Source organism: Streptococcus sp. HMSC067H01 (assembly GCF_001814775.1).
Classification (GTDB): Bacteria; Bacillota; Bacilli; order Lactobacillales; family Streptococcaceae; genus Streptococcus.
This window is the reverse complement of the sequence record NZ_KV817803.1, coordinates 113,479-137,981: the sequence shown is the minus strand read 5'-3', so window position 1 is coordinate 137,981 and position 24,503 is coordinate 113,479. Positions and strand designations below refer to the sequence as shown.

Sequence of the window (24,503 nt, the reverse complement as noted above, 5' to 3'; positions counted from 1 at the left end):
TTTACCTTTCTAGCAGTTTTTTGGCTTTTTCAGTATTTTTAAAGTGTAGCTTGGCGCAGAAGTTGAGCCCCTGTATACCATAAGCACGAAGGATTTGGCTAGCTACCTTATCAGAAGCCGTTCCGGCCCCACTTGGAAGTTGATAACCAAGTTCTCTACCCAGATTTTCTAAATTTTCCAGAAAGAGATCACGCGCAATGATAGAGCTTACTGCGACTGCTAAGTATTTGCCTTCTGCTTTTTCCTCCAGACTAACTGGATTGGAAAAATGATTGGCTTCATTTTTCAAGTACTTTTCATAGTTTTGAGCACTAGTAAAAGCATCGATAACAATCTTTTCAGGATGAACTCCATTTTGGAGAAGGAGAAAAATGGCTTGATTGTGCAGGGCTACCTTGACAGAAACGGCATTGTAGCGCTCACCGATGACTTCATTATACTTGCTTGGAGAAAGCAGTAGAGCTTGGTGCTGAATTTTTTCCTTAAGCAGAGGAGCAAGTTGACGAATCTTTTGGTCTGTCAGAGTCTTAGAGTCCCCAACACCTAGTTTTCGCAGAAAGTCATGCTGGTCAGGCGTAACAAAGGATGCTACTACAGCTAGACCACCAAAGTAGGAACCATTTCCCACTTCGTCAGTTCCAATCATCGGAAAGTTTTGTCCACTAGCTACTGGGCTGACCTGATAACCAAAAAAGCTGGCGTAACGTTCAGTAGCTTCTCCTTGTAAGAGGACTTTTCCAGATGTGTAGATGGAAACACTTGCCTGCGGAAGCTTCAAAAAATAGCGAATATAAGGATTTTTACTAGGAGTCAGTGCTTGTTCATATTTCTGAACAAAGGCTTGGATTTCCTTTTCGCTCGGAGTTAATGTAATACTTGCCATAACTCTTATTGTACCATAAAAGCCGTAGAATTGGTAAAAACTGACAAACTAAGTGAAATTTGGTATAATATCGTGAGGTGAATTTTATGGCAAATTTAAATCGATACAAGTTTACATTCGGAAAAAAAACATTGACCCTAACAACTGAGCATGACAACCTCTTTATGGAGGAAATTGCCAAGGTCGCAACAGAAAAATATGAAGCAATTAAAGAGCAAATGCCTGGAGCGGATGATGAGACAATCGCTATTTTATTAGCAGTCAATAGCTTGTCAACTCAACTCAGTCGTGAGATTGAATTTGATGATAAGGAGCAAGAATTAGACGCCCTTCGTCATCAAGTTGTAGCGACTAAACAAGAGCATAGCAAGATTGAGGACTCACTATGATTTCCATCTTTCTTTTATTGGTTCTGGCTTGGAGTTTTTATATCGGCTATCGCAGAGGCTTGGTCCTACAAGTCTATTATCTCCTAGCTACAATCGTCTCAGCTTATTTTGCGGGGAATTTTTATCAGTCATTGGGAGAAAAATTTCATTTGTTGATTCCGTATGCCAATCCCCAGGAAGGGCAGGGTACCTTTTTCTTCCCATCTGACCAGCTCTTCCAATTGGACAAGGTCTTTTACGCAGGTATTGGCTATCTTTTAGCCTTTGCCGTATTTTACTGCATCGGTCGTTTGATTGGACTCTTTTTTAACCTAGTACCAACCAAAAAGTTAGGTGGCAAATATTTTCGCATCGGTGCAGGAGTCTTATCAGTTGGAGTGACCTTATTTGTCCTTCAGATGATGCTGACCATCCTTGCGACTGTGCCCCTAGCAATCGTTCAAAATTCACTTGAAAATAGTCTAGTAGCCAAACATATGATTCAAAGTATTCCAGTGACTACTGACTTGATTAAACAACTCTGGGTAACCAAACTAATCGGATAAAAAGGGCGGGAATTATTCCTAGCCTTTTGTTTACAATTCCAAAAGTTAAGGAGACTTTTAAGAAAGCTTGAGAGCTTGAATACAGGGTTCCTAGGCTTATAACTAAGGAAAAGAAAATGAATAAGAAAATACTAGAAACATTAGAATTTAATAAGGTCAAGGCTTTATTTGAGCCCCATATTTTGACCGAGCAGGGATTAGAGCAGTTAAAAGAGCTAGTCCCGACAGATAAAGGGGATAAGATTAAGCAAGCTTTTGCAGAGATGGAAGAAATGCAAGAGCTCTTTGTTGAGCATCCTCACTTCAGTATCTCGGCAACAAAAGACATTGCTGCAACCTGCAAACGTTTAGAAATGGGAGCAGATCTCAACATCGAGGAATTTCTCCTTCTCAAACGCGTCATTTTTGCTAGTCGTGAATTAAAGAATTTCTATGACAATCTTGAAAATGTACGTTTAGAGCATCTAGCTAACTGGTTTGAGAAACTTCATGATTTCTCGCATCTGCAGGGTAATCTCCAAGCCATCAATGAAGCTGGATTTATCGAAAACTTTGCTAGCGAAGATTTGGCTCGAATCCGCCGTAAAATCCATGACAGTGAGAGCCAAGTCCGTGATGTCTTGCAAGATCTTCTAAAACAAAAGGTCCAGATGTTGACGGAAGGTATCATCGCAAGTAGAAATGGTCGCCAGGTTCTTCCAGTTAAAAATACCTATCGTAATAAGATTGCCGGTGTGGTTCATGATATTTCTGCCAGCGGGAACACTGTCTATATCGAACCGCGTGAAGTAGTCAAGCTGAGTGAGGAGATTGCAAGTCTACGTGCAGATGAACGCTATGAGATGATACGTATCCTCCAAGAACTCTCTGAGCGTGTAAGACCGCACGCGGCAGAAATAGCAAATGATGCCTGGATTATTGGACATTTAGACTTGATTCGGGCTAAGGTCCGCTTTATCCAAGAGACGGAGGCAGTAGTACCTCAAGTATCTGAGGGACAGGAGATTCAACTCCTTCACGTTCGTCATCCCTTGGTGAAGAATGCCATCGCAAATGATGTGCACTTCGGCAAAGAATTAACAGCTATCGTCATCACTGGTCCAAATACGGGTGGTAAGACTATCATGCTAAAGACCTTAGGTTTGACGCAATTGATGGCCCAGTCTGGACTGCCAATTCTAGCCGATAAGGGCAGTCGTGTAGGGATTTTCGAGGAGATTTTCGCAGATATCGGAGACGAACAGTCCATCGAACAAAGTCTCTCAACCTTCTCTAGTCATATGACCAATATCGTAGATATTCTTGGTAAGGTCAATCAAAACTCGCTCTTGCTACTTGATGAGCTTGGAGCAGGTACAGATCCTCAGGAAGGAGCTGCCCTAGCCATGTCTATCCTAGAAGACTTGCGTTTGCGTCAGGTCAGGACTATGGCAACCACTCACTATCCTGAACTCAAGGCCTACGGGATTGAAACGGCTTATGTTCAAAATGCTAGCATGGAGTTTGATATAGCTAGCCTGCGTCCAACTTATCGCTTTATGCAGGGTGTACCTGGTCGAAGTAATGCTTTTGAGATTGCTAAACGTCTAGGTTTGTCAGATGTCATTGTAGGTGACGCTAGTAAGCAAATTGACCAAGACAACGATGTCAATCGCATTATTGAGCAATTGGAAGAGCAGACGCTTGAAAGCCGTAAACGTCTTGAGAATATTCGCCAAGTCGAGCAAGAAAACCTCAAGATGAACCGTGCGCTTAAAAAACTCTACAACGAGCTCAATCGTGAGAAGGAAACAGAACTCAATAAGGCGCGTGAGCAAGCTGCGGAGATTGTTGACTTGGCTCTGGCTGAAAGTGACGATATTTTAAAAAAACTTCACAGTAAATCTCAACTAAAACCACACGAGATTATCGAAGCCAAGGCTAAGCTCAAAAAATTAGCCCCTGAAAAAGTTGACCTTTCTAAAAATAAGGTCCTCCAAAAGGCCAAGAAAAAACGAGCTCCAAAAGTTGGGGATGATATCATCGTTCTAAGCTATGGTCAACGTGGTACCTTGACCAATCAACTCAAGGATGGTCGTTGGGAAGCTCAAGTTGGCTTAATCAAGATGACGCTTGAGGAAAAAGAGTTTGATTTAGTTCAGGTACAGCAAGAAGCACCAGTCAAGAAAAAACAAGTCAATGTGGTCAAACGTGCTGCTGGTAAAGCACCGCAGGCTAGACTAGACCTTCGTGGCAAACGCTACGAGGAAGCTATGGAAGCCTTGGATGCCTTTATCGACCAAGCCCTACTCAACAACATGGCTCAAGTTGACATTATCCACGGTATTGGTACAGGAGTCATCCGTGAAGGAGTAACCAAATACTTGCAAAGAAACAAACAAGTCAAGAGCTTTGGCTATGCACCACAAAATGCAGGTGGATCTGGCGCAACGATCGTAACCTTTAAGGGATAAAGCGAAAATAATGAGAATTTGAATAAAATTTTCTGAAAACAATTGACAAGTATTTCTTTTTCTTGTAAAATAAGTAAAAATTACATACAACACCGAATGAAGTTTAATAGAAGTGGAAAATCGTTTGATTTTTCATGACTGTAAATGGACGGAACTCTGGAGAGACCGTAAAGGCACCGAAGGGGCAAGGCAGGCAACTGCTCAAACTCTCAGGTAAAAGGACAGAGCAATGATAGAGCGCTTTTTGGCATTTATCGATGCATTCCAGAGTACATGTTTCTAGCATGTGCTCTTTCTTTTGGGGTTGAATAGATAGGAGAATGGTATGTTAAATTTGCTAAAAGAGCTGGATGCTCTAGTATGGGGACCACCCCTTTTGCTCTTATTGGTTGGTACAGGGATTTACTTGACTCTTCGTTTAGGACTTTTACAAATTTTGCGTCTCCCTAAGGCCTTCCAGCTTATTTTTACCAAAGACAAGGGACATGGTGATGTTTCGAGCTTTGCTGCCTTGTGTACAGCCCTAGCGGCAACTGTTGGTACGGGAAATATTATCGGGGTGGCAACAGCTATCAAGGTGGGAGGTCCTGGTGCCCTCTTCTGGATGTGGGTGGCTGCTTTCTTTGGAATGGCAACCAAGTATGCAGAGGGCTTACTTGCTATCAAATATCGGAGTAAGGATGAAAATGGCGCTATCGCAGGAGGACCTATGCACTATATCCTTCTAGGTATGGGAGAAAGGTGGCGCCCCTTGGCGATGCTCTTTGCCTTGGCAGGTGTTTTGGTAGCTCTCTTAGGTATTGGTACCTTTACTCAGGTCAACTCCATCACAGAGTCTATACAAAATACAACCAGCTTGACACCGACCATTACTGCTTTGATCCTTTCAATATTTGTTGGGATTGCGGTCTTTGGTGGACTCAAATCTATTTCGAAAGTTTCTACCACAGTAGTTCCCTTTATGGCTATTGTCTATATCTTGGGAACCTTGACAGTCATTTTTGTTAATATTGACAAAATACCAGCAACTCTTTCCCTAATTCTCACATCAGCTTTTAGTCCAGTAGCTGCAGTCGGAGGGTTCGCTGGAGCCAGTATTCGAACTGCTATCCAAAATGGTGTAGCGCGTGGTGTCTTCTCAAATGAATCTGGCTTGGGTTCAGCTCCCATTGCGGCAGCGGCAGCCAAGACAAATGAGCCGGTGGAGCAAGGTTTGATTTCCATGACAGGTACCTTTATTGATACCTTGATTATCTGTACATTGACTGGTTTGACCATCTTGGTAACAGGTGTTTGGAGTGGTGATTTGAATGGTGTTGCTTTGACTCAGTCAGCTTTTTCTACGGTATTTTCTTTCTTTGGTCCAGCTCTTTTAACAGTGTTCTTGGTGCTTTTTGCCTTTACCACGATTTTGGGATGGAACTATTACGGAGAGCGTTGCTTTGAGTTTCTCTTTGGTGTTCGCTTTATCTGGCTCTATCGTGTGGTCTTTGTTGCCATGGTCTTACTGGGTGGCTTCATTGAGTTGGATATGGTCTGGGTCATTGCGGATATTGTCAATGCACTTATGGCTCTACCAAACTTGATTGCACTCTTAGCCTTGTCGCCAGTTGTTATTGCTGAGACTAAGAAATATTTTGATAAATAATGTAAGATTGATCTTTCCATTTAAAGGAAATGCTAGCATCTGTTTGTGAGATGCTGGCTTTTTTTCACTTCTAGGGCTAGTCTTTTGTTTTATGTCATAAGATGAATGTAATTCAATAGTACATTTTTAATGATGTCATTTATTTGCACTTTTATTTATTGTATAATAGTCAGCATAAATCTGTTTTTGTTCTGGTATATCTTGTTTCATCTATATGCGAAAGAGAAATAAACTGGAGGTGTTTATGTCAAAAGATATTCGAAAACTAATGGTTTCACAGGGGATTGCGAATCTAGCAGATGTCTTTTTTAGAGTTGTTGTGATTGCAAATGTGTTTATTTTATCTGGTTCGGTTATTTCAACCTCCCTAGTGCCAATTCTGATTGGTCTATCCTCCTTTTTAGCCAGTTTCCTTGTTCCATTAGTAACGAAGAGACTAGCTTTAAATCGTGTTCTTTTCTTGACTCAATTTGGTAAGACAATTCTGCTAGCGATTTTGGTTTTTCTACTCAAGTACACTGGAAATATCTCTATCCCTCTTTTATACGCTATTGTCACTTTAATCTCCATTTTGGATGGTTTTGCAGCACCTGTTTCCTATGCGATTGTTCCACGCTACGCAAGAGATTTAGCTAAAGCGAATGCAGCCATTTCTATGAGTGGAGAAAGTGTGCAACTCGTTGGTTGGGGTTTAGGAGGCTTCTTATTTGCGAGTCTGGGAATGAAGCCTAGCCTGCTCATTGTGTTAGCCTTGTTTACAATTTCTACGATTTTGATGTTCGGTTTACCACTTGTCGAAAAAGAAGTGCTGTCCTCTGAAACGAGTTTTGAGACGCTCACAAAAGGTTGGCGGCTGGTGGTTAAAGAATCAAGATTACGCTTTATTGTCCAGACTAATCTCTTAGAAATCCAAGCCAATGCTATTTGGGTATCTTCTGTTTTACTTGTTTTTGTGACTGAAATTTTACATCAGTCAGAAAGCTATTGGGGTTATGTCAATACAGCTTATTCCTTGGGGATTATCTTGGGAGGAGCTATTATCTTCCGTCTAGCTGAGAAAGTTGTTACCCATAAATATCAGACTATGATCTTTTCTTTGTTAGCGACAGCACTAGTAACACTCTTGATATTGCTATTTCCAAATCCACCTATTTTCTTACTCCTATCTCTAGTAATTGGTTTTCTATCTCAAATCAAGGAAGTCCCTGAGAGTGTATTATTACAGGAATCGGTTGATGAGAAGGAACTTGTAAATGTTTACTCCGTTATTGAAGTTCTCTCTACATTGTTTTTCTCTGCCTCTGTTTTTCTAATGAGTTCCATCACAGAATATTTTGGAGTATTTACTAGTTTTGTCTTGGCTATAGTATGTTTGCTGGTAGAGGCCATCTTAGTTTTAAGCAAGAGGCATCAGATAGATTAACAGTTATGATCACACATTTGGTGTGATTTTTTTATTTTCATAAAAATTTTTTATCAGTGCAATTTAAAATATATATTATGCAAGGTATAGATTCTGTGATAGACTAAGTGTCAATAAAAGGAAAAGAGGTCCCCTATGACAACATTTACGATCCACACAGTAGAATCAGCTCCAGCAGAAGTTAAAGAAGTTCTTGAAACGGTACAAAAGGACAACAATGGCTATATCCCAAATCTTATCGGTCTTTTGGCCAATGCCCCAACAGCCCTAGAAGCTTACCGAACTGTTGGAGCTATTAATCGTCGCAATAGTCTAACACCTGTAGAGCGCGAAGTGGTGCAAATCACGGCAGCTGTAACCAATGGTTGTGCCTTTTGCGTCGCTGGTCACACAGCTTTTTCTATCAAGCAAATCCAGATGAATGATGACCTACTCCAAGCCCTTCGCAATCGCACTCCAATCGAAAGCGATCCTAAGCTGGATACCCTAGCTAAGTTTACTCTAGCAGTCATCAATACCAAAGGGCGCGTAGGAGATGAGGCTCTTAGTGAATTCCTTGAAGCTGGCTATACGCAAGAAAATGCCTTGGATGTTGTTCTCGGTGTCAGTTTAGCAAGTCTTTGTAACTATGCTAATAATCTGGCAAATACACCAATTAATCCAGAGTTGCAACCCTATGCATAAGAGGAGGACAAAGTATGGGATTTTTTTCAGAAGAATTTTTAAGCTGGTTAGACCAGCACGCTGATGAAATTGACAAAAAATCATGTCAAGCTGGAGAAGAACTGATTGAGAAAATTGCTGCAGAAGGAGCCTTTCGTGTAGGGGTTCCCAAAGTTCTTGGAGGGCTAGGTGGAAATGATCAAGATGTTATCAATATCCTTGCTGAACTTGCTCAATATTCCTTAACAGCCTCCTTTATCTCATGGGGGCAACGAACTTTAATAGACAATATTCTTCATACTGATAATGCTTATTTCAAAGAAGTTTACTTGGAAAAACTCTTATCAGGAGAATATGCAGGTGCTACGGCCTTATCTAATGCAGTCAAGTATCTATCTGACTTAGAAGAACTAAATGTTCGAATCCTTGAAGAAAATGGGAATTATTATCTAAAAGGACGACTTCCTTGGGTAACCAATGCACGTAGGGATCGCTTTCTTACTATTTTTGTAGCAGGATTTGCAGATGATCCGAGTCAAAGTTACGTAGTAGCTGTACCATCGGACGCAGAAAACTTTAGTCGTTCCGAAGATTTGGAATTTGTTTCTCTCCAAGGAGGAAATACAGCAGCTCTGACTTTTAACAAGGTATCTTTAAAGGAAGAGTGGATTCTATCGAGGGATGCCCATCAATTTTTAGCGCAAAATCGTCCAGCCTTTTTAGGATACCAATTTGGCCTAGCCTTTGGTTTGGCTGAACGTTCACTCTCAGAAGTCGAAAAAGAATTGGGGAAACGAGGTGTCTTGAAGGAAGAATGGCAGCATCAGGTCGAACAGTTAGATGATATTCGACATTCTCTCTATCAAGGACTATCTGAAGAGTCCTATTTCGTTAGAAATCCGCGTGAGCTATTCCAGTTACGAATTGATATTGTTGATGTTGTTGCTCAAAGTCTCTTGTTAGAACTACAAGCTGGTGGCGGTAGAGGATACTTTAGTAAATCGACATCCGGTTTCATACGTCGTTGGAATGAAGGTGCCTTTTTACCAATTGTTTCTCCTAGTGCAGTGCAATTGCGACATATTCTAGCGACAAACTAAAAATAAAGAAAATAAAAACGAGGTTTATCTTTTTAAACTTCGTTTTTTAATCCTTCATTTAAGCGCTTTTATGCTATACTGATAATAACATGACTATTGGAGGTTCACATGAAAAAACTCCCCTTGGCCTTTTCAGGGTGCTTATTGGGATTGGCTGGAGCAGGCAATCTCATCCTGGATATTTTTCCACTATTATCGCACGTCTTTAGTTTGTCAGGCTTGATTTTATGGTTTTATTTTTTATACAGTCATCTTAGTGATTGGCAAGAGAGCCAGCAAGAACTTAAGAAAGCTCCTCTATTATCGGGAATGGCGACCTTTCCCATGGCAGGGATGATTTTATCAACCTACTTACTGCGAATCTTACCTACGAGTATGGGTATCATAGCGCAAGCTCTGTGGTGGTTTGCCTTTCTACTGGATGTAGGGTTAATCATCTACTTCACTAAAAATTATGTGCAGACTAAACCAAGAACGAACGCAACGCCAAGTTGGACAGTTCTTTATGTGGGGATAGCAGTAGCAAGTTTGACCTACCCAGTGGTGGGTATAGTCGAAATTGCCTATGGCGCTTGGATTTTTGGCTTTACCTTAACCCTTTTCCTTTATCCTCTGATTTATCAAGATTTGAAAAGTAATCCATTGCCACGGGCTTTACTGGGGCAAGAAGGAATCTATTGTGCTCCCTTTTCTCTACTGTTAGCAGCACTCGTTCGAATCGGAGGATCAGCTCTTCATGGCTGGATTTTGCTAGTCATGATCCTTGCCTCACAGACTTTCTTTTTCTTTGTCCTCAGTCGTTTGCCAAGGATTTTAAAACAGGGATTTCAACCAGCTTTTTCAGCCCTAACCTTCCCGACTATCATCACTGCAACTTCATTGAAAATGGCCCAAGGAGTTTTGCAGATTCCAATCCTTAACCTCCTCGTTTGGCTGGAAACTATCATTTGTTTAACAATTCTTGTCTATGTATTAGTAGAATATATGAGGTATTTAAGGAGCTAAAAAAACCCCTAGCACTGAGAAGTGTTAGGGGCTACTTTTGTTATATATTTAGCTTGTGAAATATGTTTTGGAACCATTCGAAACTAGCAGAGAATCAAAGATTTCAAGCACGAGGTTTTAAAGCTGTGTTGTTTCGAATGGTTCTAAAACACTTTACAGCATTTTTCGCACCGTTTAGAGTGGGATTGAACTTCGACACGTCCAGCCCTAGCTCAATATACATCTGACCTAATGGCGTACCACTTACCATCTTGTTCTCCTTCCTAACTCCTAAGAGCAAATAAAAAAAGCCCTTACGGACTCTTTTCATTTATTTATATCGTTGCAGATTACGATAAGCAAATTCTACACAAGCTAATAAAGACATTCCACCAACTGCTATCAAAAACAAAGGAATCAACGGTGCATAAATTAACAACATGGTGAAAGGCGCAAAGATTTCATCCATATCATGATTAAAGATATAAATAATCGTATAGGTATAGAAAGCCAAAGCAGAAATAGCCACACCTAACCAAATACGTGCCCTAAACAATCCTTTTCTACTCATATTGTCCTCCCATCTCTATAGAGCTTCTCTATCCCTTGACGGATCGTTTCTGATCGTCCTTGCTGTAGCTTTGTTGATACAAAATTTAGTTTTTTTACAATTTTCTCATCAACTCTCGCTCGTTTAACAAATTGCTAATTCATGTAGCCACCATCTTTTCAACATTATTGTACTCCTGTGTAGCTACATTTGCAAGTTAATAGCTATATAGTTCCCAACAAATCAGCTAGGTCTATAACTTCTTCTCTTTCACTCGTTTCCATCATTCCCAAGATCTCCATCAGATCCTCCCAACTCGTATCCATCACATCACGGATAATCATTTCATAAGGTCCCTCAGTAGCTTGCTTGACAAATCCATAAAACCGTTTCAGCACTTCACTTGGCTTTATTTTTCTCCTTTGGGTCGACATCACCGACCAGATGAGCGTAGATGTCCGCAAATACTGCAAAAATATCCGCCATATCAGTGTATTTCAAAAGTTCTTCCACTTCCAAATCTTCAAACAATGAGGCGGTGAATTCCAATTGCTTGTCCAGTTTTTCAACTTCAGACAATTCGGAAGATAGTGCTTCATTGAGAATCAGGTAGTCACGATAGTCCTTAGTAGTAATTCCCTTATTGGTCTTTTGAATGTCCTGACTCTTTTCGTTTTTAATTAAAAATTTAACATTAGCCATATACTTTCCTTTCTAGAAAAAAGATAAAAGGAGAGCTTGCGCCTTCTTCCTACCCTGCTGCGGTCATGTTTAATTGAATCTTCAATTTCTTCAACTTTTCAGCATCCGATCCATACACAATTGCACCATATTAACCATTAGTTGCAGCATCTGAACTAGCTGTCGCAACAAAGTTCACATTAGTAGTAGCTAACTCATTAGCCTCATCCTTAATCGTTTCAAAATCAATAGTATCCATAGAAAGCTGCTCTTTGTAAAAACCATAGTAAACCGGTTCCCCATCAGCAGTCGCACTTTCAATAGTTTCTCCTGTATCTTTAAAGACTTCTAAAGCGCCTTTAAATTCTTCCAGAATCTCGTTTACAGTTGCCTTTAATGCTCGACTAGTTGCACGCTTAGTTTTAGAGGTGTGTTGTTTCGAATAGTTCCAAAATCCAACAACTACCCCATTTTTCGTCAACACAGCAAGTTAAAATAAGGCTTTGTCCGTATACAAACTTGAAAAAGTGAGCACCGATTCGGTTGTTAGAAAGTCATCTGTAAAGATGGCTTTTTCGTTTTGTAAAAGGAATGGGGCAAACTGTCTTTAAAATCATAAAAACGCATAATATCAGGAATCCAAAAAAATTGATATTATGCGTTTTATCTTGAAAATATTTACTGGGATTTTTCAATAAAGTGAGTTTTTGCCCATTTGCTTATAACCAACAATCCAAGCAGTTTCTTACTTTTCCTTGTGCAACGATAGAAAGCTGTAGACCATAGTTCCAAAGATTGCTCCAATACTAAGACCAAAGACCAGTAAGGGGATCATTATCTCTGTTTGGATGATTTTTTCCAAGAAAGTTGAAAGGGACATCTGTTGAACGAAGAGTTTATGAAAGAGCAGCAGGGCAAATAAGCCAATCTCAATAATTATAAATACCAACCAACTACGAACTTTTATTTGGCGTTTGCTGTAGGTTTTGTAGATGATTTCTGATTTGTCATCCTTTTCAAGATGAAGCTCTTGTACGGCTCTTTGAGCTTTTATACTCATGAACAGAATGAGTCCAAAATAGAGGTAGGGCATAAGCGATCGAACAATTTCTATAAAGCGTCCGAACAAAATATAGAATAGGAAGAGAAAGAAGGAAGAGTAAAAGATTTGGACCATGGAACGGGCGCAAGCCTTGTAGATAACCTCTTGACGGCATTCGTCAAAAGGCCCTTGTATATGAAAGAAATTTCGAAGTAAGCGAGTTGTTAAGTCTTCTTTTTTCATGGGTGATTTCTCCTAAATGAACGATGTTATTTTGTTTCTTTTACGAATTGATAGAGATAATAAAGATAAGTGATAGAAGAAAGGATAGCGATAGTGAATAGTAAATAATATTTCCAGTTGCTTGAGATGACCGTCAGTTGTGGCAAGGATAGAATCATAAAGCATAGTGCTAAGTTGAGTATGCGCGTTTTTTGGGAATCTATCTTTAGATAAGTCAATCCTTTGTTGAGTGCTGGAACAAAGACTGGAAGGAGGACTATATCGTAGATTGGCAAGTTCCCTGAAACGATGATGAAGATGAGCAGTGAAGCAAACAAAAGATGATAGGTAAGTAAAGTTACTAGTAATTTCATAAGTTTCCTCCTAATCGTCGTCCTGATCTTCCTTGGCTTTTTGAATGCGAAGAGTGACGACAATATGCACTGTTAATCCGAAAAAGAAGGCTGCAACGATGGTTGACAAAATACTTCTTGTATTCAAAAGAGCGGTAAGATAGCTTTTACTATCATCCATTAGGATATGGAGAAGTGGTATGCCAAAGAACATAAAGACTCCATAGAAAAGTCCAGCTTTAAGGCCAGGATTACGTAACTGTTTCTTTTCCTTCTGGTTCAACACGTCAGGATCAATAGAAGCAATACCAGTTTTTGTAGTTTGACTAGTGACATAGATAGCACAAACCATGGAAATTAGAAAGATAATGATTGGATATCCAAAAGCGACTACTTGGGGATATCTAAAAGCAAGGACAAAGGGAATAAGATTGCCTAAAGTCATGAGGTAAAATAGAATCATAAAGATTTTATTTCCGATGTGCTCAGCCTCGCGCCGTTTGTGTTCATCAAGGGGACCTGAAATGCCATAGATACGTTTGATCAGTTTTTCATTGAGGGGTTCTTTTTTCATTTTTCTTCTCCTTTTTAAAAATCGTCCTCCCAAAAGAGACTGTTGAGGTCAGTTTGGAGGCTGCGGGCGAGATTGAGACAAAGTTCCAGGGTGGGGTTGTACTTGTCGTTTTCAATCATGTTGATGGTTTGTCTCGAGACACCGATATCCTTGGCAAGTTCGAGCTGGGATATGCCCAATTCCTTGCGGAATTCTTTCACACGATTCATGCTTCCTCCTTTTTATTTATGTCACATATATTTGACTATAGTATATTCTTTTAAAAATAAAATGTCAACTATTTTTGACATATTTTTAAGAGAAAGTTGATGAGAATATTTCCGTTATAAAATCTTCTAGCAATTTTATGCTATAATGGAGAAAAGTACAGAATTATAAGAGTGAATTGGATAGACTGAAAGCTATCCACTAAAGAAGGAGCAGAAAATGAACCATAAGATTGCAATTTTATCAGACATTCATGGTAACACGACGGCCTTGGCTGGAGTGCTTGAGGACGCAAAAAATTTGGGAGCGACTGAATATTGGCTTTTGGGAGATATTTTTCTTCCTGGGCCGGGAGCAAATGACTTGGTGGCTCTTTTGAAAGACCTTCCCATTACAGCATCCGTTCGAGGAAACTGGGATGATTGTGTGTTAGAGGCTTTAGATGGGCAATATGGTTTAGAGGATCCAGAAGAAATTCAGCTTCTCAGGATGACCCAATATCTGATGGAGGACCTAAAGCCAGAGCATATTGATTGGTTGAGAAAGCTACCTATGGTAGCCAAGAAAGAAGTTGAAGGCTTGCGTTTTTCTCTTTCTCATAATTTACCTGAGAAAAATTATGGTGGTGATTTGCTGGTTGAAAATAATACCGAAAAATTTGACCAGTTACTTGATGAAACTACGGATGTAGCCGTCTATGGGCATGTCCATAAACAGCTCCTACGTTATGGTAGCCAAGGCCAACAAATCATCAATCCAGGTTCGATTGGTATGCCTTATTTTAACTGGAAAGAGCTGAAAAATCACCGAGCCCAGTATGCCTTACTCGAAGTTGAAAATGGTGAATTGGTCAATATCCAATTTCGTAAGGTTGCCTATGATTATGAAGCAGAGTTAGAATCAGCCAAGGAAAAAGGCCTTCCTTTTATCGAAATGTATGAAGAGTTGCGACGTGAGGACAACTATCAAGGCCATAATAGAGATTTGTTAGCTAGTTTAATTGACAAGCATGGCTATGTAGAGGATGTGAAAAATTATTTTGATTATTTGTAAGAGTTGCTTTAACTAACAATAAATAAAGAGTCTGGGACAAAAGTCCTAGCCTCTTTTTGATTTTGGATTGTCGAGCAAGACGCAGTGGTTGAGTGGGCTCTACTACGCTGATTTCATAAGCTTTTACAGCCCTACTCAACTGTGCGGAGGTGGGACGACGAAATCGAATTCTAACGAATTACCGATTTCTGTCCCACTCTCTTTTAATATTTCTTATTGTAATTGAGATTGATCTGGTAAGTAAGAACCACCGAGATAGGTTTTGCTGACTTTTTCAAGGGTTCCATCTTGGTAGAGTTCTTTGAGAACATTGTCAAATTGCTCTTTAAATTCTTTTTGGTCGCTTACAAAGATAATGTAGTTGTTTGGATTATCATTGCTTTCTAAGTCAACCGCATTCAAGTCTAAACCACGGTCTTTGATAATTTTTTGAAAATATTCGATAAATTTATTAAAGATTTTATAAATAGTGAACTCAATGAGCTTTTTAGCTTCAATAATTCGGTAAAAATTTGACAATAAAATTATTTTATTTTAAAATATAGGTATCATAAAACTATTTAAAGGAGATAGTCATGAAAAAACTTCTTACTGCGGGCCTTGTGCTCTTATCAGTTGCAACTTTAGCAGCTTGTGGAAATAAATCTTCTGATTCTGCAAGTAAAGCTTCAAGCTCGACTGAACAAACATCAGCTTCGTCAAAAACAGATAACTCAAAGACAAACACATCTGAAGTTACTCTTCTAACAGATGAAGAAATCGACAAGGCTAAAACAATTGGAGATATGAAAACTCTTTTTGGTAAGTTGATTGACAACTATAAGAAATATGTTGAAGAAATCGGTGACAAAGTTCCTGAGGCTGAAAAAGATGTTTATAAACAACAAGTAGAGCCTGCTCTTAACTCACTAGAGACTTCAAGAAAAGCATTTAATGATGGCTTGTCAAGCGCAGGTTCTGACGATACAGAAATGCCAGAAGAATCACGTACTGTCTTTCTCCAACAGTTGAAGACTGCACGTGATGCTATGACACAAGCGATTGAGGCTGCAAGTAAAGTTGTATCAGGGCAATAATATGAGTAAAGAGAGTGGGACAGAAATCGGTAATTCGTTAGAATTCGATTTCGTCGTCCCACCTCCGCACAGTTGAGTAGGGCTGTAAAAGCTGATGAAATCAGCGTAGAAGAGCCCACTCAACCACTGCGTCTTGCTCGACAATCCAAAGACAATTGAGAGGATAGGACTTTTGTCCCAGCCTCTTTTTCTTGTGCAAAAAATTTTTACTATAGATAGCAACTAAATCGAAAAGTATGTAATTCCTGATTAAGAGTTGGGATAAAGATCTCTACATTATGAAAAAACTCTGCAAGCTCTTTCAAAATATGGTAAAATGGAAGCAGTAGAAATAGAAAAGGAAATCAATTATGAAATTTCTTGAGTTAAATAAAAAACGTCATGCGACTAAGCATTTTATTGATAAACCAGTTGATCCCAAGGATGTTCGAACAGCTATTGAAATCGCAACCTTGGCACCGAGTGCTCACAACAGTCAACCTTGGAAGTTTGTTGTGGTTCGTGAGAGAAATGCTGAATTAGCAAAATTAGCTTACGGTTCAAACTTTGAGCAAGTAGCATCTGCCCCTGTAACCATTGCCTTGTTTACAGATACTGACCTAGCTAAACGTGCTCGCAAGATTGCCCGTGTTGGTGGAGCAAAGAACTTCTCAGAAGAACAACTTCAGTACTTTATGAAAAATCTTCCAGCAGAGTTTGCGCGTTACAATGAACAACAAATCAGTGACTACCTAGCCCTTAATGCAGGGTTGGTTGCGATGAACTTAGTCCTTGCATTGACTGACCAGGGAATCGGTTCAAACATTATCCTTGGTTTTGATAAATCAAAAACCAATGAAGTCTTGGAAATCGAAGAACGCTTCCGTCCAGAGCTCTTGATTACAGTAGGATACACAGACGAGAAGTTGGAACCAAGTTACCGCTTGCCAGTAGATGAAATTATCGAAAAAAGATAGGAAGAAAAAATGACAGTTATTGATTTTACAGCAGAAGTAGAAAAACGTAAAGAAGACCTCTTGGCTGACTTGTTTAGCCTTTTGGAAATCAACTCAGAACGCGATGACAGTAAGGCAGATGCGCAACATCCTTTTGGACCTGGTCCAGTAAAAGCTTTGGAGAAATTCCTTGAAATCGCAGACCGTGATGGTTACCCAACAAAAAATGTTGATAACTATGCAGGTCATTTCGAGTTTGGTCAAGGGGAAGAAGTTCTCGGAATCTTTGCCCACATGGACGTAGTGCCAGCAGGTAGTGGATGGGACACTGATCCTTATACTCCAACCATCAAGGATGGTCGTCTCTATGCGCGTGGTGCTTCAGATGACAAGGGCCCTACAACGGCTTGTTACTATGGTTTGAAAATCATCAAAGAGCTTGGTCTTCCAACTTCTAAAAAAGTTCGCTTTATTGTCGGAACTGATGAAGAATCAGGTTGGGCAGATATGGACTACTATTTTGAGCATGTAGGACTTGCGAAGCCAGACTTTGGATTCTCTCCAGATGCTGAATTCCCTATTATTAATGGTGAAAAAGGAAATATCACAGAATATCTTCACTTTGCTGGTGAAAACAAGGGTGAAGCTCGTCTTCACAGCTTCACAGGTGGTTTGCGTGAAAACATGGTGCCAGAATCAGCAACGGCAGTTGTTTCAGGGGATTTGGCTGATTTGCAAGCGAAACTAGATGCCTTTGTTGCAGAGCACAAGCTTAGAGGAGACATTCAAGAAGAGAACGGCAAGTACAAGGTTACGATTATCGGTAAATCTGCTCACGGTGCTATGCCTGCTTCAGGTGTCAATGGTGCGACTTATCTTGCCCTCTTCCTCAGCCAGTTTGCTTTTGAAGGACCTGCAAAAGACTTCCTTGACATTGCTGGTAAGATTCTTTTGAATGACCACGAAGGGAAAAACTTGAAAGTGGCTCATGTGGATGAAAAGATGGGTGCCCTTTCTATGAATGCTGGTGTCTTCCGCTTTGATGAAACAAGTGCTGACAATACCATTGCCCTTAACTTCCGTTATCCAAAGGGAACAAGTCCAGAGCAAATCAAGTCAGTTCTTGAAACCTTGCCAGTTGCTTCAGTTAGCCTTTCTGAACATGGTCACACACCTCACTATGTACCAATGGAAGATCCGCTTGTCCAAACCTTGTTAAATGTTTATGAAAAACAAACTGGACTTCAAGGGCATGAACAAGTTATTGGTGGTGGAACTTTCGGACGTCTCTTAGAGCGTGGTGTAGCCTACGGTGCTATGTTCCCAGACTCTATCGATACTATGCACCAAGCCAATGAATTTATCGCCTTGGATGATCTCTTCCGTGCAGCAGCCATCTACGCTGAAGCTATCTATGAATTGATCAAATAATGCTATAGAAGTCTGAGATTTTATGCTTAGACTTCTTTTTGAAATTGCTAGAGAAAGAGAAGAATCCATGTCAGAAATTCAAAAAATCAAACAAGCTATCATGGAAGATCCACAAAATCAACATTATACTGAGCAAGGTATCGAGCCTCTCTTTGCAGCACCAAAAACGGCTCGTATCAATATCATTGGTCAAGCGCCTGGTCTCAAAACCCAAGAAGCTGGGCTTTACTGGAAGGATAAAAGCGGAGATCGCTTGCGGGAGTGGTTGGGTGTGGATGAAGATACTTTTTACAACTCAGGTTATTTTGCAGTCATGCCCATGGATTTCTATTTTCCAGGACATGGGAAATCTGGTGACTTGCCACCTCGTACAGGTTTTGCAGAAAAGTGGCACCCACAGTTATTACATGAATTACCAGATATTCAATTAACCCTCTTGATAGGGCAGTATGCCCAAGCCTACTATCTAAATGAGAAAGTCAGTGGCAAGGTAACAGAAAGGGTAAAACATTACCAGAACTACTTACCAACCTATTTCCCACTAGTTCACCCTTCTCCTCGTAATCAAATTTGGATAGCTAAAAATCCTTGGTTTGAGTCTGAAGTGGTTCCAGAATTACAAGCATTGGTACAAAAGATTATTCATCAATAAAGGAGAAAAAGGATGGATGCTTATCAACAAGTCTCTAATAAGTTGCAAGAGTTGCGGATCATATATGATGTGGTGGCTCATCCACCTGCATTCACGACAGAGCAGGCAGATAGCTATATAAAAGGATTGAAAGGAGTCCGGACTAAGTCCATGTTTTTGACCAATAGGAAGAAAACTCAGTACTATCTGCTCATAATGGATGACAAGAAACGATTGGATATGGATGACTTTAAAGTTCAAGTGGGAGCCGGTCGGATTCGAATGGCCTCGTTAGATTCCTTGGCTGAGAAAATGACCCTACCAGCAGGAACGGTATCACCTTTTGGTTTGTTAAATAATGAAGAGAAAGACATTCATGTTTATTTTGATAAGGACATTGTTTCAGAGGATGTCATGACCTTCCACCCTAATACCAATGAAAAAACGATTTTTATTAAAACCCAAGACTTGTTTCGATTTTTAGAGTCAATTGGATTTACCTATGAGGTAGTAACCTTGCCTTAATGCCATTATAAAGGAGAAATGATGAAAGAAATTACTTTTAACAATTTTTACCAGCTTTATCAGAAAGAGTCGCTTTCTGTATTGGATGTGAGAGAAGTAGAGGAATTTGAGGCTCTTCATTTAGAAGGTGCTCGTAATTTCCCTCTTAGTCAACTGGCAGATACTTATGAACAACTAGATAAAACCCAGCCTTACTATGTGATTTGTAAGTCTGGTATCCGTTCAGCCCATGCCTGTCAATTTTTAACAGAAAAGGGCTATGATGTCATCAATGTCCCTGCAGGTATGGATGCTTTTGAATAATACTTAAATTCCTAGGGGAAGATAGTTTTCTCCTAGGAATTTTTAGAGAAAAACATTCAGAAAATTGAAAACATTTTAGAATTATTTTGTGACAGCCTTTTCATGCTTTTAATCATGGTATACTATGTAAGTATTTTATTTTTTATAAGGAGAGTTTATGGCTAAAAAAGGTGCTTTAACAGGATTACTCCTGTTTGGAATATTTTTTGGTGCGGGTAATTTGATTTTCCCCCCTACCCTAGGTGCTCAATCTGGGGAACACTTTCTCCCTGCCATTGCAGGATTTGTATTTTCAGGTGTCGGACTTGCCGTCTTGACCTTGATCATCGGGACCTTAAATCCTAAGGGATATATCTATGAGATTTCTACAAAGATTTCCCCTTGGTTTGCAACGATTTATCTAGCAGTTTTGTACTTGTCGATTGGTCCATTCTTTGCCATTCCACGTACTGCAACAACTTCTTATGCAGTAGGGATTAGTCCCCTCTTGGCAGATGCTGACAAAGGTCTAGGCTTGATTGTCTTTACCCTTATCTACTTTGTTGCAGCATACTTAATCGCGCTTAATCCTTCAAAGATTTTGGATCGTATCGGCCGTGTTTTGACTCCAGTTTTTGCCCTCTTAATTATCATCTTGGTAATCCTTGGAGCCTTTAAATATGGTGGAAATGCTCCACAAGCAGCTACCGAGGCTTATCAGGCATCAGCATTTGGAGCAGGATTCCTTGAAGGATATAATACTCTAGATGCTCTTGCCTCTGTTGCCTTCAGTGTAATCGCGGTTCAAACCTTGAAACAACTTGGATTTTCAAGTAAAAAAGAATATATCTCAACCATTTGGGTAGTCGGAATTGTCGTAGCACTTGGCTTTAGTGCTCTATACATTGGCCTAGGTTTCCTTGGAAATCACTTCCCAATGACAGAAGAAGCGATGAAGGGTGGAACTCCAGGGGTTTATATCTTGTCACAAGCGACCCAAGAAATCTTTGGTTCAACAGCTCAATTATTCCTAGCAGCCATGGTAACAGTAACCTGCTTCACAACGACTGTAGGGTTGATTGTTTCAACTGCGGAATTCTTTAACGGACGTTTCCCACAAATCAGCTATAAGGTTTATGCGACTGTCTTTACCTTGATTGGTTTTGCAATTGCCAACCTTGGTCTTGATGCAATTATCAAATATTCTATCCCTGTCCTAGTTATCTTGTATCCAATTACCATTGTGATTGTTATGATTGTGATTGTGAACAAGTTTGTGCCACTTTCAAAACCAGGCATGCAATTGACGATGGGACTGGTAACAGCTATTGCCGTAGCTAGTGTCTTGGGAAGTTCATTTGAAGTGACCTTCCTTGCCAATATTGTGAATGCTCTACCATTTGCTAAGGCTTCATTGCCATGGTTAGTACCAGCAGTTATTGGGATTTTGCTTTCTCTTGTTCTTCCTAACAAACAAGAAAGCGAAACTTTTGAAATGGAATAAAAAATGAGAGTGGGACAGAAATCGGTAATTCGTTAGAATTCGATTTCGTCGTCCCACCTCCGCACAGTTGAGTAGGGCTGTAAAAGCTGATGAAATCAGCGTAGAAGAGCCCACTCAACCACTGCGTCTTGCTCGGCAATCCAAAGACAATTGAGAGGCTAGGACTTTTGTCCCAGCCTCTTTTATATTCTATAAATCTTAGTCGGTTTTTTCAGTAAATCCAAGTTCAGTTAGCAATTTTTTAGAAGCAGCAAAACTGATCGTTTTTCCAACCCCAGAATATTCTTCAGGGAAGGCTTTTCTGAGTTCATCAATATTAGCGACTGTAAAATCAAATTCTGCATCTTGAACGACTTTCCCATCTTGAATTTCAATAGTCTGGCGAACACCCTGGATGCCATTATAGCCTTTGTAGGTTTCTTCAACCAAGGTTTTAAGTTCTTCTGCTGTTTTGTTGTAAGATTCTGGATCATAGATATTATGACCTAATTGTTTCAATACTTTGTCTCCTTCAACACTATAAGTCAGGGTAGAAGTAAAGCCAGGACGAGTATCATTGACAAAGGTAGCAGTTTTTACCTCAGCTTTTGTCTCTGAGTTTTCAAGCGTGGTTTTTTCCTCCTTGCTAGGGCTAGAGGAAGTAGTTGTTGATTGTTTAGAACATCCCAACAAGACAAGCAAAGATAGAACTAGACAGAGGCTAGCTTTGAAATATTTCTTCATGTCTTTTTTCCTTTCATCATAAATCTAATATCATTATAGCACAGGCATTTTTGGGAATCAAAGTATTAGGTGTCGCTTGTTTTTACACATATTCAGATGGGAGAAGTGATATAATATTAGGAAGAGGTGAAGAAATGAATCAAACTGTAGAATATATCAAAGAACTAACTGCTATCGCATCGCCAACAGGTTTTACACGTGAAATTACGAATTATTTGGTTGAGACTCTTGAAAAACTAGGTTATCAACCAATCCGTACTGCTAAAGGTGGTATCAACGTTACTGTCAAAGGTAAAAATGACGAGCAACAACGCTATGTGACTGCCCATGTGGATACCTTGGGAGCTATCGTTCGCGCTGTTAAACCAGATGGTCGTCTTAAAATGGACCGCATTGGTGGCTACCCTTGGAATATGATTGAAGGCGAAAACTGTACAGTTCATGTGGCTAGTACAGGTAAGACTATTTCAGGTACCATTTTGATCCACCAGACTTCTTGTCATGTATACAAGGACGCTGGAACTGCTGAACGCACGCAGGACAATATGGAAGTGCGTTTGGATGAAAAAGTGACCAATGAAAAAGAAACACGCGCACTTGGTATTGAGGTTGGTGACTTTATCAGCTTTGACCCACGAACTGTCGTAACTGAGACAGGCTTTATCAAATCGCGTCATTTGGATGATAAGGTCAGTGCAGCTATTCTCCTCAATCTCCTCAAAGTCTACAAAGAAGAAGGAGTTGAACTCCCTGTTACTACGCATTTTGCTTTTTCAGTCTTTGAAGAAGTGGGGCATGGTGCTAACTCAAGTATCCCAAGTCAAGTTGTCGAATATCTAGCGGTAGATATGGGAGCAATGGGAGATGATCAGCAGACGGATGAGTACACAGTGTCTATCTGTGTCAAAGATGCTTCAGGTCCTTATCACTACGAATTTCGTCAACATCTGGTTGCCTTGGCAAAAGAGCAGGATATTCCATTTAAACTCGATATTTATCCATTTTACGGTTCGGATGCTTCTGCAGCTATGTCAGCTGGAGCAGAAGTCAAACACGCTCTTCTCGGAGCTGGTATTGAGTCTAGTCACTCATACGAGCGGACTCATATTGATTCTGTAGTTGCTACTGAGCGTATGGTGGACGCTTACCTCAAGAGTGGATTGGTAGACTAAGATGTGCTTGATTTGCCAACGAATTGAATGGATTAAGTCAGGGGAAAATCCTTACTTTGTGAAAGAACTGGAAACAGGCTATGTTGTGATCGGAGATCACCAGTATTTTGAAGGCTATACTCTATTCCTGGCAAAAGAACATGTGACAGAATTGCATCATATGGAAGCTCCAGTCAAACTTCGCTTTTTAGAGGAAATGAGCTTGGTCCAAGAAGCTGTTTCCCAAGCTTTTTCAGCTCAAAAGATGAATGTAGAGTTATTGGGAAATGGAGATGCACATGCTCACTTGCATATTTTCCCTAGACGAGAGGGCGATATGAAAGGACACGGTCTTAACGGTCGTGGCCCAGTTTGGTGGGTTCCTTGGGAAGAAATGGCCGCTGAAGAATATCAGGTTAAGGGAAGCAAATTAGAAGGTTTGGTTAAAACCTTATCTGAAACTTTGGACCAAATGATAGAAATGAAAGGATAAACAATGAAAAAAAGATACCTTGTATTATCAGGATTGCTAGCCTTGACATTGGCAGCTTGTTCGCAAGAAAAGCCAGCGACTTCAGAAACGCAGACTTCAACTGAAGAAAAAACCGTCCAAGAAGGGACCGTCGGTAGTAAATCTCAGGAAGCAAGCCAGAAAAAGGCAGAAGTAGTTAATAAGGGAGATTACTATAGCGTTCAAGGGAAGTACGATGAGATTGTTATCGCTAATAAGCATTATCCCTTGTCTAAAGACTATAATCCTGGAGAAAATCCTACAGCAAAGGCGGAGTTGTTGAAGCTTATTGCTGCCATGCAGGAAGCAGGTTTCCCAATCAGCGACCACTATAGTGGTTTCAGAAGTTATGAAACTCAAACTCAACTTTATCAGGACTATGTCAACCAAGACGGAAAGGCAGAGGCTGACCGCTATTCTGCACGACCTGGATATAGTGAACACCAAACTGGTCTTGCTTTCGACCTTATCGGCACAGATGGAGATTTAGTGACAGAAGAAAAAGCTGCCCAATGGCTTTTAGATCATGCTGCAGACTATGGTTTTGTCGTTCGTTATCTAAAAGGTAAGGAAAAGGAAACGGGTTATATGGCTGAGGAATGGCACCTTCGCTACGTCGGGAAAGAAGCTAAAGAAATCGCAGCTAGTGGTCTCAGTTTAGAAGAGTACTATGGCTTTGAAGGTGGAGACTATGTTGATTAGTCGCAAAATATCTTGCAAGAATGCTTGAAATTTGATAAAATGAATAGTAATTAAATAGGAATCTGCAAGACTAGTATCTCAGGGGAAGTATATCAGGGAGGAGAGCCGTGACTGAAAGCTCTCTATATGAAAGCTGGGTGAATTCACTTGCCTATGGATTCAGAAATAAAGGTCTGACTTGTCAGATGAAAACGGATGGTACCGCGTGTCAACGCTCCGAGTGGAGTTTTTGGCATGTGGTTTTCTTTTTATCTTATGAGAG

29 protein-coding genes, 1 pseudogene and 1 riboswitch are annotated in these 24,503 nt (G+C 40.1%); of the genes and pseudogenes, 19 read left to right on the top strand and 11 right to left on the bottom strand.

Going from position 1 to position 24,503, the window contains the following annotated elements:
- Nucleotide 1: 1 nt before the first annotated feature.
- Nucleotides 2-883, bottom strand: a complete 882-nt coding sequence (gene rnhC / locus HMPREF2987_RS07160; protein WP_075229942.1) for a ribonuclease HIII — start codon at nucleotides 881-883, stop codon at nucleotides 2-4.
- Between the two features lie 86 nt (nucleotides 884-969).
- Here rnhC and zapA point away from each other — a divergent pair, with 86 nt between their 5' ends.
- The 8 genes from zapA to HMPREF2987_RS07120 all read left to right on the top strand — a co-directional run bounded on the left by zapA (nucleotide 970) and on the right by HMPREF2987_RS07120 (nucleotide 10,109).
- A complete protein-coding gene (gene zapA / locus HMPREF2987_RS07155; protein WP_075229941.1) occupies nucleotides 970-1,272 on the top strand; it encodes a cell division protein ZapA in 303 nt (100 codons plus the stop codon).
- The gene (locus HMPREF2987_RS07150; RefSeq protein WP_075229940.1) at nucleotides 1,269-1,817 is read left to right on the top strand and encodes a CvpA family protein; all 549 of its coding nucleotides are present in this window, start codon (nucleotides 1,269-1,271) and stop codon (nucleotides 1,815-1,817) included. The genes zapA and HMPREF2987_RS07150 overlap by 4 nt, the downstream gene beginning before the upstream one ends.
- A gap of 116 nt (nucleotides 1,818-1,933) precedes the next feature.
- Nucleotides 1,934-4,270, top strand: coding sequence for an endonuclease MutS2 (locus tag HMPREF2987_RS07145; RefSeq protein WP_075229939.1), 2,337 nt, complete (start codon nucleotides 1,934-1,936; stop codon nucleotides 4,268-4,270).
- 146 nt (nucleotides 4,271-4,416) lie between these two features.
- A riboswitch (glycine riboswitch) is annotated at nucleotides 4,417-4,505 on the top strand.
- A gap of 90 nt (nucleotides 4,506-4,595) precedes the next feature.
- Nucleotides 4,596-5,918 (top strand): alanine/glycine:cation symporter family protein, encoded by a 1,323-nt coding sequence (locus HMPREF2987_RS07140; protein WP_075229938.1) that lies wholly within the window; start codon nucleotides 4,596-4,598, stop codon nucleotides 5,916-5,918.
- Nucleotides 5,919-6,162: 244 nt separating this feature from the next.
- Nucleotides 6,163-7,341, top strand: coding sequence for a ryptide export MFS transporter (locus tag HMPREF2987_RS07135; protein ID WP_075229937.1), 1,179 nt, complete (start codon nucleotides 6,163-6,165; stop codon nucleotides 7,339-7,341).
- A 135-nt stretch (nucleotides 7,342-7,476) separates the two neighbouring features.
- Nucleotides 7,477-8,025 carry a carboxymuconolactone decarboxylase family protein gene (locus tag HMPREF2987_RS07130; protein WP_075229936.1) on the top strand — a complete coding sequence of 183 codons (549 nt, stop codon included), beginning with the start codon at nucleotides 7,477-7,479 and terminating at the stop codon, nucleotides 8,023-8,025.
- 14 nt (nucleotides 8,026-8,039) lie between these two features.
- A complete protein-coding gene (locus tag HMPREF2987_RS07125) occupies nucleotides 8,040-9,104 on the top strand; it encodes an acyl-CoA dehydrogenase family protein (RefSeq protein ID WP_075229935.1) in 1,065 nt (354 codons plus the stop codon).
- A gap of 108 nt (nucleotides 9,105-9,212) precedes the next feature.
- Entirely contained in the window at nucleotides 9,213-10,109 is an 897-nt protein-coding gene (locus HMPREF2987_RS07120) for a TDT family transporter (protein ID WP_075229934.1), read from the top strand.
- A gap of 310 nt (nucleotides 10,110-10,419) precedes the next feature.
- On the opposite strand, the gene HMPREF2987_RS07115 is transcribed toward HMPREF2987_RS07120, so the two are convergent.
- From HMPREF2987_RS07115 to HMPREF2987_RS07085, 8 genes are all read right to left on the bottom strand, one after another.
- Nucleotides 10,420-10,659, bottom strand: a complete 240-nt coding sequence (locus HMPREF2987_RS07115) for a hypothetical protein (protein ID WP_075229933.1) — start codon at nucleotides 10,657-10,659, stop codon at nucleotides 10,420-10,422.
- A 203-nt stretch (nucleotides 10,660-10,862) separates the two neighbouring features.
- Complete coding sequence (locus HMPREF2987_RS11040) at nucleotides 10,863-11,036, bottom strand: hypothetical protein (protein ID WP_180364509.1); 174 nt, start codon at nucleotides 11,034-11,036, stop codon at nucleotides 10,863-10,865.
- 1 nt (nucleotide 11,037) lies between these two features.
- The gene (gene gpG / locus HMPREF2987_RS07110; RefSeq protein WP_075229932.1) at nucleotides 11,038-11,340 is read right to left on the bottom strand and encodes a phage tail assembly chaperone G; all 303 of its coding nucleotides are present in this window, start codon (nucleotides 11,338-11,340) and stop codon (nucleotides 11,038-11,040) included.
- A gap of 130 nt (nucleotides 11,341-11,470) precedes the next feature.
- Nucleotides 11,471-11,803: a hypothetical protein gene (locus HMPREF2987_RS07105; RefSeq protein WP_257375156.1), complete on the bottom strand. Its 333-nt coding sequence runs from the start codon at nucleotides 11,801-11,803 to the stop codon at nucleotides 11,471-11,473.
- A gap of 261 nt (nucleotides 11,804-12,064) precedes the next feature.
- A complete protein-coding gene (locus HMPREF2987_RS07100; RefSeq protein WP_075229931.1) occupies nucleotides 12,065-12,604 on the bottom strand; it encodes a DUF3278 domain-containing protein in 540 nt (179 codons plus the stop codon).
- Between the two features lie 26 nt (nucleotides 12,605-12,630).
- Complete coding sequence (locus tag HMPREF2987_RS07095) at nucleotides 12,631-12,957, bottom strand: hypothetical protein (RefSeq protein ID WP_075229930.1); 327 nt, start codon at nucleotides 12,955-12,957, stop codon at nucleotides 12,631-12,633.
- Between the two features lie 10 nt (nucleotides 12,958-12,967).
- Nucleotides 12,968-13,510 carry a DUF3278 domain-containing protein gene (locus HMPREF2987_RS07090; RefSeq protein ID WP_075229929.1) on the bottom strand — a complete coding sequence of 181 codons (543 nt, stop codon included), beginning with the start codon at nucleotides 13,508-13,510 and terminating at the stop codon, nucleotides 12,968-12,970.
- Between the two features lie 14 nt (nucleotides 13,511-13,524).
- The gene (locus tag HMPREF2987_RS07085) at nucleotides 13,525-13,719 is read right to left on the bottom strand and encodes a helix-turn-helix transcriptional regulator (RefSeq protein ID WP_001082470.1); all 195 of its coding nucleotides are present in this window, start codon (nucleotides 13,717-13,719) and stop codon (nucleotides 13,525-13,527) included.
- 217 nt (nucleotides 13,720-13,936) lie between these two features.
- Here HMPREF2987_RS07085 and HMPREF2987_RS07080 point away from each other — a divergent pair, with 217 nt between their 5' ends.
- Nucleotides 13,937-14,770 carry a metallophosphoesterase family protein gene (locus HMPREF2987_RS07080; protein ID WP_075229928.1) on the top strand — a complete coding sequence of 278 codons (834 nt, stop codon included), beginning with the start codon at nucleotides 13,937-13,939 and terminating at the stop codon, nucleotides 14,768-14,770.
- A gap of 213 nt (nucleotides 14,771-14,983) precedes the next feature.
- On the opposite strand, the pseudogene HMPREF2987_RS07075 reads toward HMPREF2987_RS07080, so the two are convergent.
- Nucleotides 14,984-15,202 (bottom strand): annotated as a pseudogene (locus HMPREF2987_RS07075) (amino acid ABC transporter substrate-binding protein); the annotation flags it as partial.
- Nucleotides 15,203-15,345: 143 nt separating this feature from the next.
- Between HMPREF2987_RS07075 and HMPREF2987_RS07070 the strand changes: the two are divergent.
- From HMPREF2987_RS07070 to brnQ, 7 genes are all read left to right on the top strand, one after another.
- The gene (locus tag HMPREF2987_RS07070) at nucleotides 15,346-15,846 is read left to right on the top strand and encodes a hypothetical protein (protein ID WP_075229926.1); all 501 of its coding nucleotides are present in this window, start codon (nucleotides 15,346-15,348) and stop codon (nucleotides 15,844-15,846) included.
- Nucleotides 15,847-16,196: 350 nt separating this feature from the next.
- Complete coding sequence (locus tag HMPREF2987_RS07065) at nucleotides 16,197-16,802, top strand: nitroreductase family protein (protein ID WP_075229925.1); 606 nt, start codon at nucleotides 16,197-16,199, stop codon at nucleotides 16,800-16,802.
- Between the two features lie 9 nt (nucleotides 16,803-16,811).
- Nucleotides 16,812-18,212: a dipeptidase PepV gene (gene pepV, locus HMPREF2987_RS07060; RefSeq protein ID WP_075229924.1), complete on the top strand. Its 1,401-nt coding sequence runs from the start codon at nucleotides 16,812-16,814 to the stop codon at nucleotides 18,210-18,212.
- Nucleotides 18,213-18,279: 67 nt separating this feature from the next.
- A complete protein-coding gene (locus HMPREF2987_RS07055; RefSeq protein WP_075229923.1) occupies nucleotides 18,280-18,864 on the top strand; it encodes a uracil-DNA glycosylase family protein in 585 nt (194 codons plus the stop codon).
- A gap of 12 nt (nucleotides 18,865-18,876) precedes the next feature.
- On the top strand, nucleotides 18,877-19,368 hold the full coding sequence (locus HMPREF2987_RS07050; RefSeq protein ID WP_075229922.1) for a prolyl-tRNA synthetase associated domain-containing protein: 492 nt from the start codon (nucleotides 18,877-18,879) through the stop codon (nucleotides 19,366-19,368).
- A 21-nt stretch (nucleotides 19,369-19,389) separates the two neighbouring features.
- Complete coding sequence (locus tag HMPREF2987_RS07045; protein ID WP_075229921.1) at nucleotides 19,390-19,671, top strand: rhodanese-like domain-containing protein; 282 nt, start codon at nucleotides 19,390-19,392, stop codon at nucleotides 19,669-19,671.
- A 157-nt stretch (nucleotides 19,672-19,828) separates the two neighbouring features.
- Entirely contained in the window at nucleotides 19,829-21,154 is a 1,326-nt protein-coding gene (brnQ, locus tag HMPREF2987_RS07040; protein ID WP_075229920.1) for a branched-chain amino acid transport system II carrier protein, read from the top strand.
- 198 nt (nucleotides 21,155-21,352) lie between these two features.
- On the opposite strand, the gene HMPREF2987_RS07035 is transcribed toward brnQ, so the two are convergent.
- The gene (locus HMPREF2987_RS07035) at nucleotides 21,353-21,877 is read right to left on the bottom strand and encodes a DUF1307 domain-containing protein (RefSeq protein WP_075229919.1); all 525 of its coding nucleotides are present in this window, start codon (nucleotides 21,875-21,877) and stop codon (nucleotides 21,353-21,355) included.
- A 134-nt stretch (nucleotides 21,878-22,011) separates the two neighbouring features.
- Between HMPREF2987_RS07035 and HMPREF2987_RS07030 the strand changes: the two genes are divergently transcribed.
- Genes HMPREF2987_RS07030 through ldcB form a run of 3 tightly spaced genes read left to right on the top strand, consistent with a single transcriptional unit; the run spans nucleotide 22,012 to nucleotide 24,241 of the window.
- The gene (locus tag HMPREF2987_RS07030; RefSeq protein ID WP_075229918.1) at nucleotides 22,012-23,049 is read left to right on the top strand and encodes a M42 family metallopeptidase; all 1,038 of its coding nucleotides are present in this window, start codon (nucleotides 22,012-22,014) and stop codon (nucleotides 23,047-23,049) included.
- Between the two features lies 1 nt (nucleotide 23,050).
- Nucleotides 23,051-23,521, top strand: coding sequence for an HIT family protein (locus HMPREF2987_RS07025; RefSeq protein ID WP_075229917.1), 471 nt, complete (start codon nucleotides 23,051-23,053; stop codon nucleotides 23,519-23,521).
- 3 nt (nucleotides 23,522-23,524) lie between these two features.
- Entirely contained in the window at nucleotides 23,525-24,241 is a 717-nt protein-coding gene (gene ldcB, locus HMPREF2987_RS07020) for an LD-carboxypeptidase LdcB/DacB (RefSeq protein WP_075229916.1), read from the top strand.
- Nucleotides 24,242-24,503 lie beyond the last annotated feature (262 nt).

Coding starts and splice junctions, on each gene's coding strand:
- rnhC (WP_075229942.1), bottom strand. CDS start 883: ATGGCAAGTATTACATTAACTCCGAGCGAAAAGGAAATCCAAGCCTTT.
- zapA (WP_075229941.1), top strand. CDS start 970: ATGGCAAATTTAAATCGATACAAGTTTACATTCGGAAAAAAAACATTG.
- HMPREF2987_RS07150 (WP_075229940.1), top strand. CDS start 1,269: ATGATTTCCATCTTTCTTTTATTGGTTCTGGCTTGGAGTTTTTATATC.
- HMPREF2987_RS07145 (WP_075229939.1), top strand. CDS start 1,934: ATGAATAAGAAAATACTAGAAACATTAGAATTTAATAAGGTCAAGGCT.
- HMPREF2987_RS07140 (WP_075229938.1), top strand. CDS start 4,596: ATGTTAAATTTGCTAAAAGAGCTGGATGCTCTAGTATGGGGACCACCC.
- HMPREF2987_RS07135 (WP_075229937.1), top strand. CDS start 6,163: ATGTCAAAAGATATTCGAAAACTAATGGTTTCACAGGGGATTGCGAAT.
- HMPREF2987_RS07130 (WP_075229936.1), top strand. CDS start 7,477: ATGACAACATTTACGATCCACACAGTAGAATCAGCTCCAGCAGAAGTT.
- HMPREF2987_RS07125 (WP_075229935.1), top strand. CDS start 8,040: ATGGGATTTTTTTCAGAAGAATTTTTAAGCTGGTTAGACCAGCACGCT.
- HMPREF2987_RS07120 (WP_075229934.1), top strand. CDS start 9,213: ATGAAAAAACTCCCCTTGGCCTTTTCAGGGTGCTTATTGGGATTGGCT.
- HMPREF2987_RS07115 (WP_075229933.1), bottom strand. CDS start 10,659: ATGAGTAGAAAAGGATTGTTTAGGGCACGTATTTGGTTAGGTGTGGCT.
- gpG (WP_075229932.1), bottom strand. CDS start 11,340: ATGGCTAATGTTAAATTTTTAATTAAAAACGAAAAGAGTCAGGACATT.
- HMPREF2987_RS07100 (WP_075229931.1), bottom strand. CDS start 12,604: ATGAAAAAAGAAGACTTAACAACTCGCTTACTTCGAAATTTCTTTCAT.
- HMPREF2987_RS07095 (WP_075229930.1), bottom strand. CDS start 12,957: ATGAAATTACTAGTAACTTTACTTACCTATCATCTTTTGTTTGCTTCA.
- HMPREF2987_RS07090 (WP_075229929.1), bottom strand. CDS start 13,510: ATGAAAAAAGAACCCCTCAATGAAAAACTGATCAAACGTATCTATGGC.
- HMPREF2987_RS07085 (WP_001082470.1), bottom strand. CDS start 13,719: ATGAATCGTGTGAAAGAATTCCGCAAGGAATTGGGCATATCCCAGCTC.
- HMPREF2987_RS07080 (WP_075229928.1), top strand. CDS start 13,937: ATGAACCATAAGATTGCAATTTTATCAGACATTCATGGTAACACGACG.
- HMPREF2987_RS07070 (WP_075229926.1), top strand. CDS start 15,346: ATGAAAAAACTTCTTACTGCGGGCCTTGTGCTCTTATCAGTTGCAACT.
- HMPREF2987_RS07065 (WP_075229925.1), top strand. CDS start 16,197: ATGAAATTTCTTGAGTTAAATAAAAAACGTCATGCGACTAAGCATTTT.
- pepV (WP_075229924.1), top strand. CDS start 16,812: ATGACAGTTATTGATTTTACAGCAGAAGTAGAAAAACGTAAAGAAGAC.
- HMPREF2987_RS07055 (WP_075229923.1), top strand. CDS start 18,280: ATGTCAGAAATTCAAAAAATCAAACAAGCTATCATGGAAGATCCACAA.
- HMPREF2987_RS07050 (WP_075229922.1), top strand. CDS start 18,877: ATGGATGCTTATCAACAAGTCTCTAATAAGTTGCAAGAGTTGCGGATC.
- HMPREF2987_RS07045 (WP_075229921.1), top strand. CDS start 19,390: ATGAAAGAAATTACTTTTAACAATTTTTACCAGCTTTATCAGAAAGAG.
- brnQ (WP_075229920.1), top strand. CDS start 19,829: ATGGCTAAAAAAGGTGCTTTAACAGGATTACTCCTGTTTGGAATATTT.
- HMPREF2987_RS07035 (WP_075229919.1), bottom strand. CDS start 21,877: ATGAAGAAATATTTCAAAGCTAGCCTCTGTCTAGTTCTATCTTTGCTT.
- HMPREF2987_RS07030 (WP_075229918.1), top strand. CDS start 22,012: ATGAATCAAACTGTAGAATATATCAAAGAACTAACTGCTATCGCATCG.
- HMPREF2987_RS07025 (WP_075229917.1), top strand. CDS start 23,051: ATGTGCTTGATTTGCCAACGAATTGAATGGATTAAGTCAGGGGAAAAT.
- ldcB (WP_075229916.1), top strand. CDS start 23,525: ATGAAAAAAAGATACCTTGTATTATCAGGATTGCTAGCCTTGACATTG.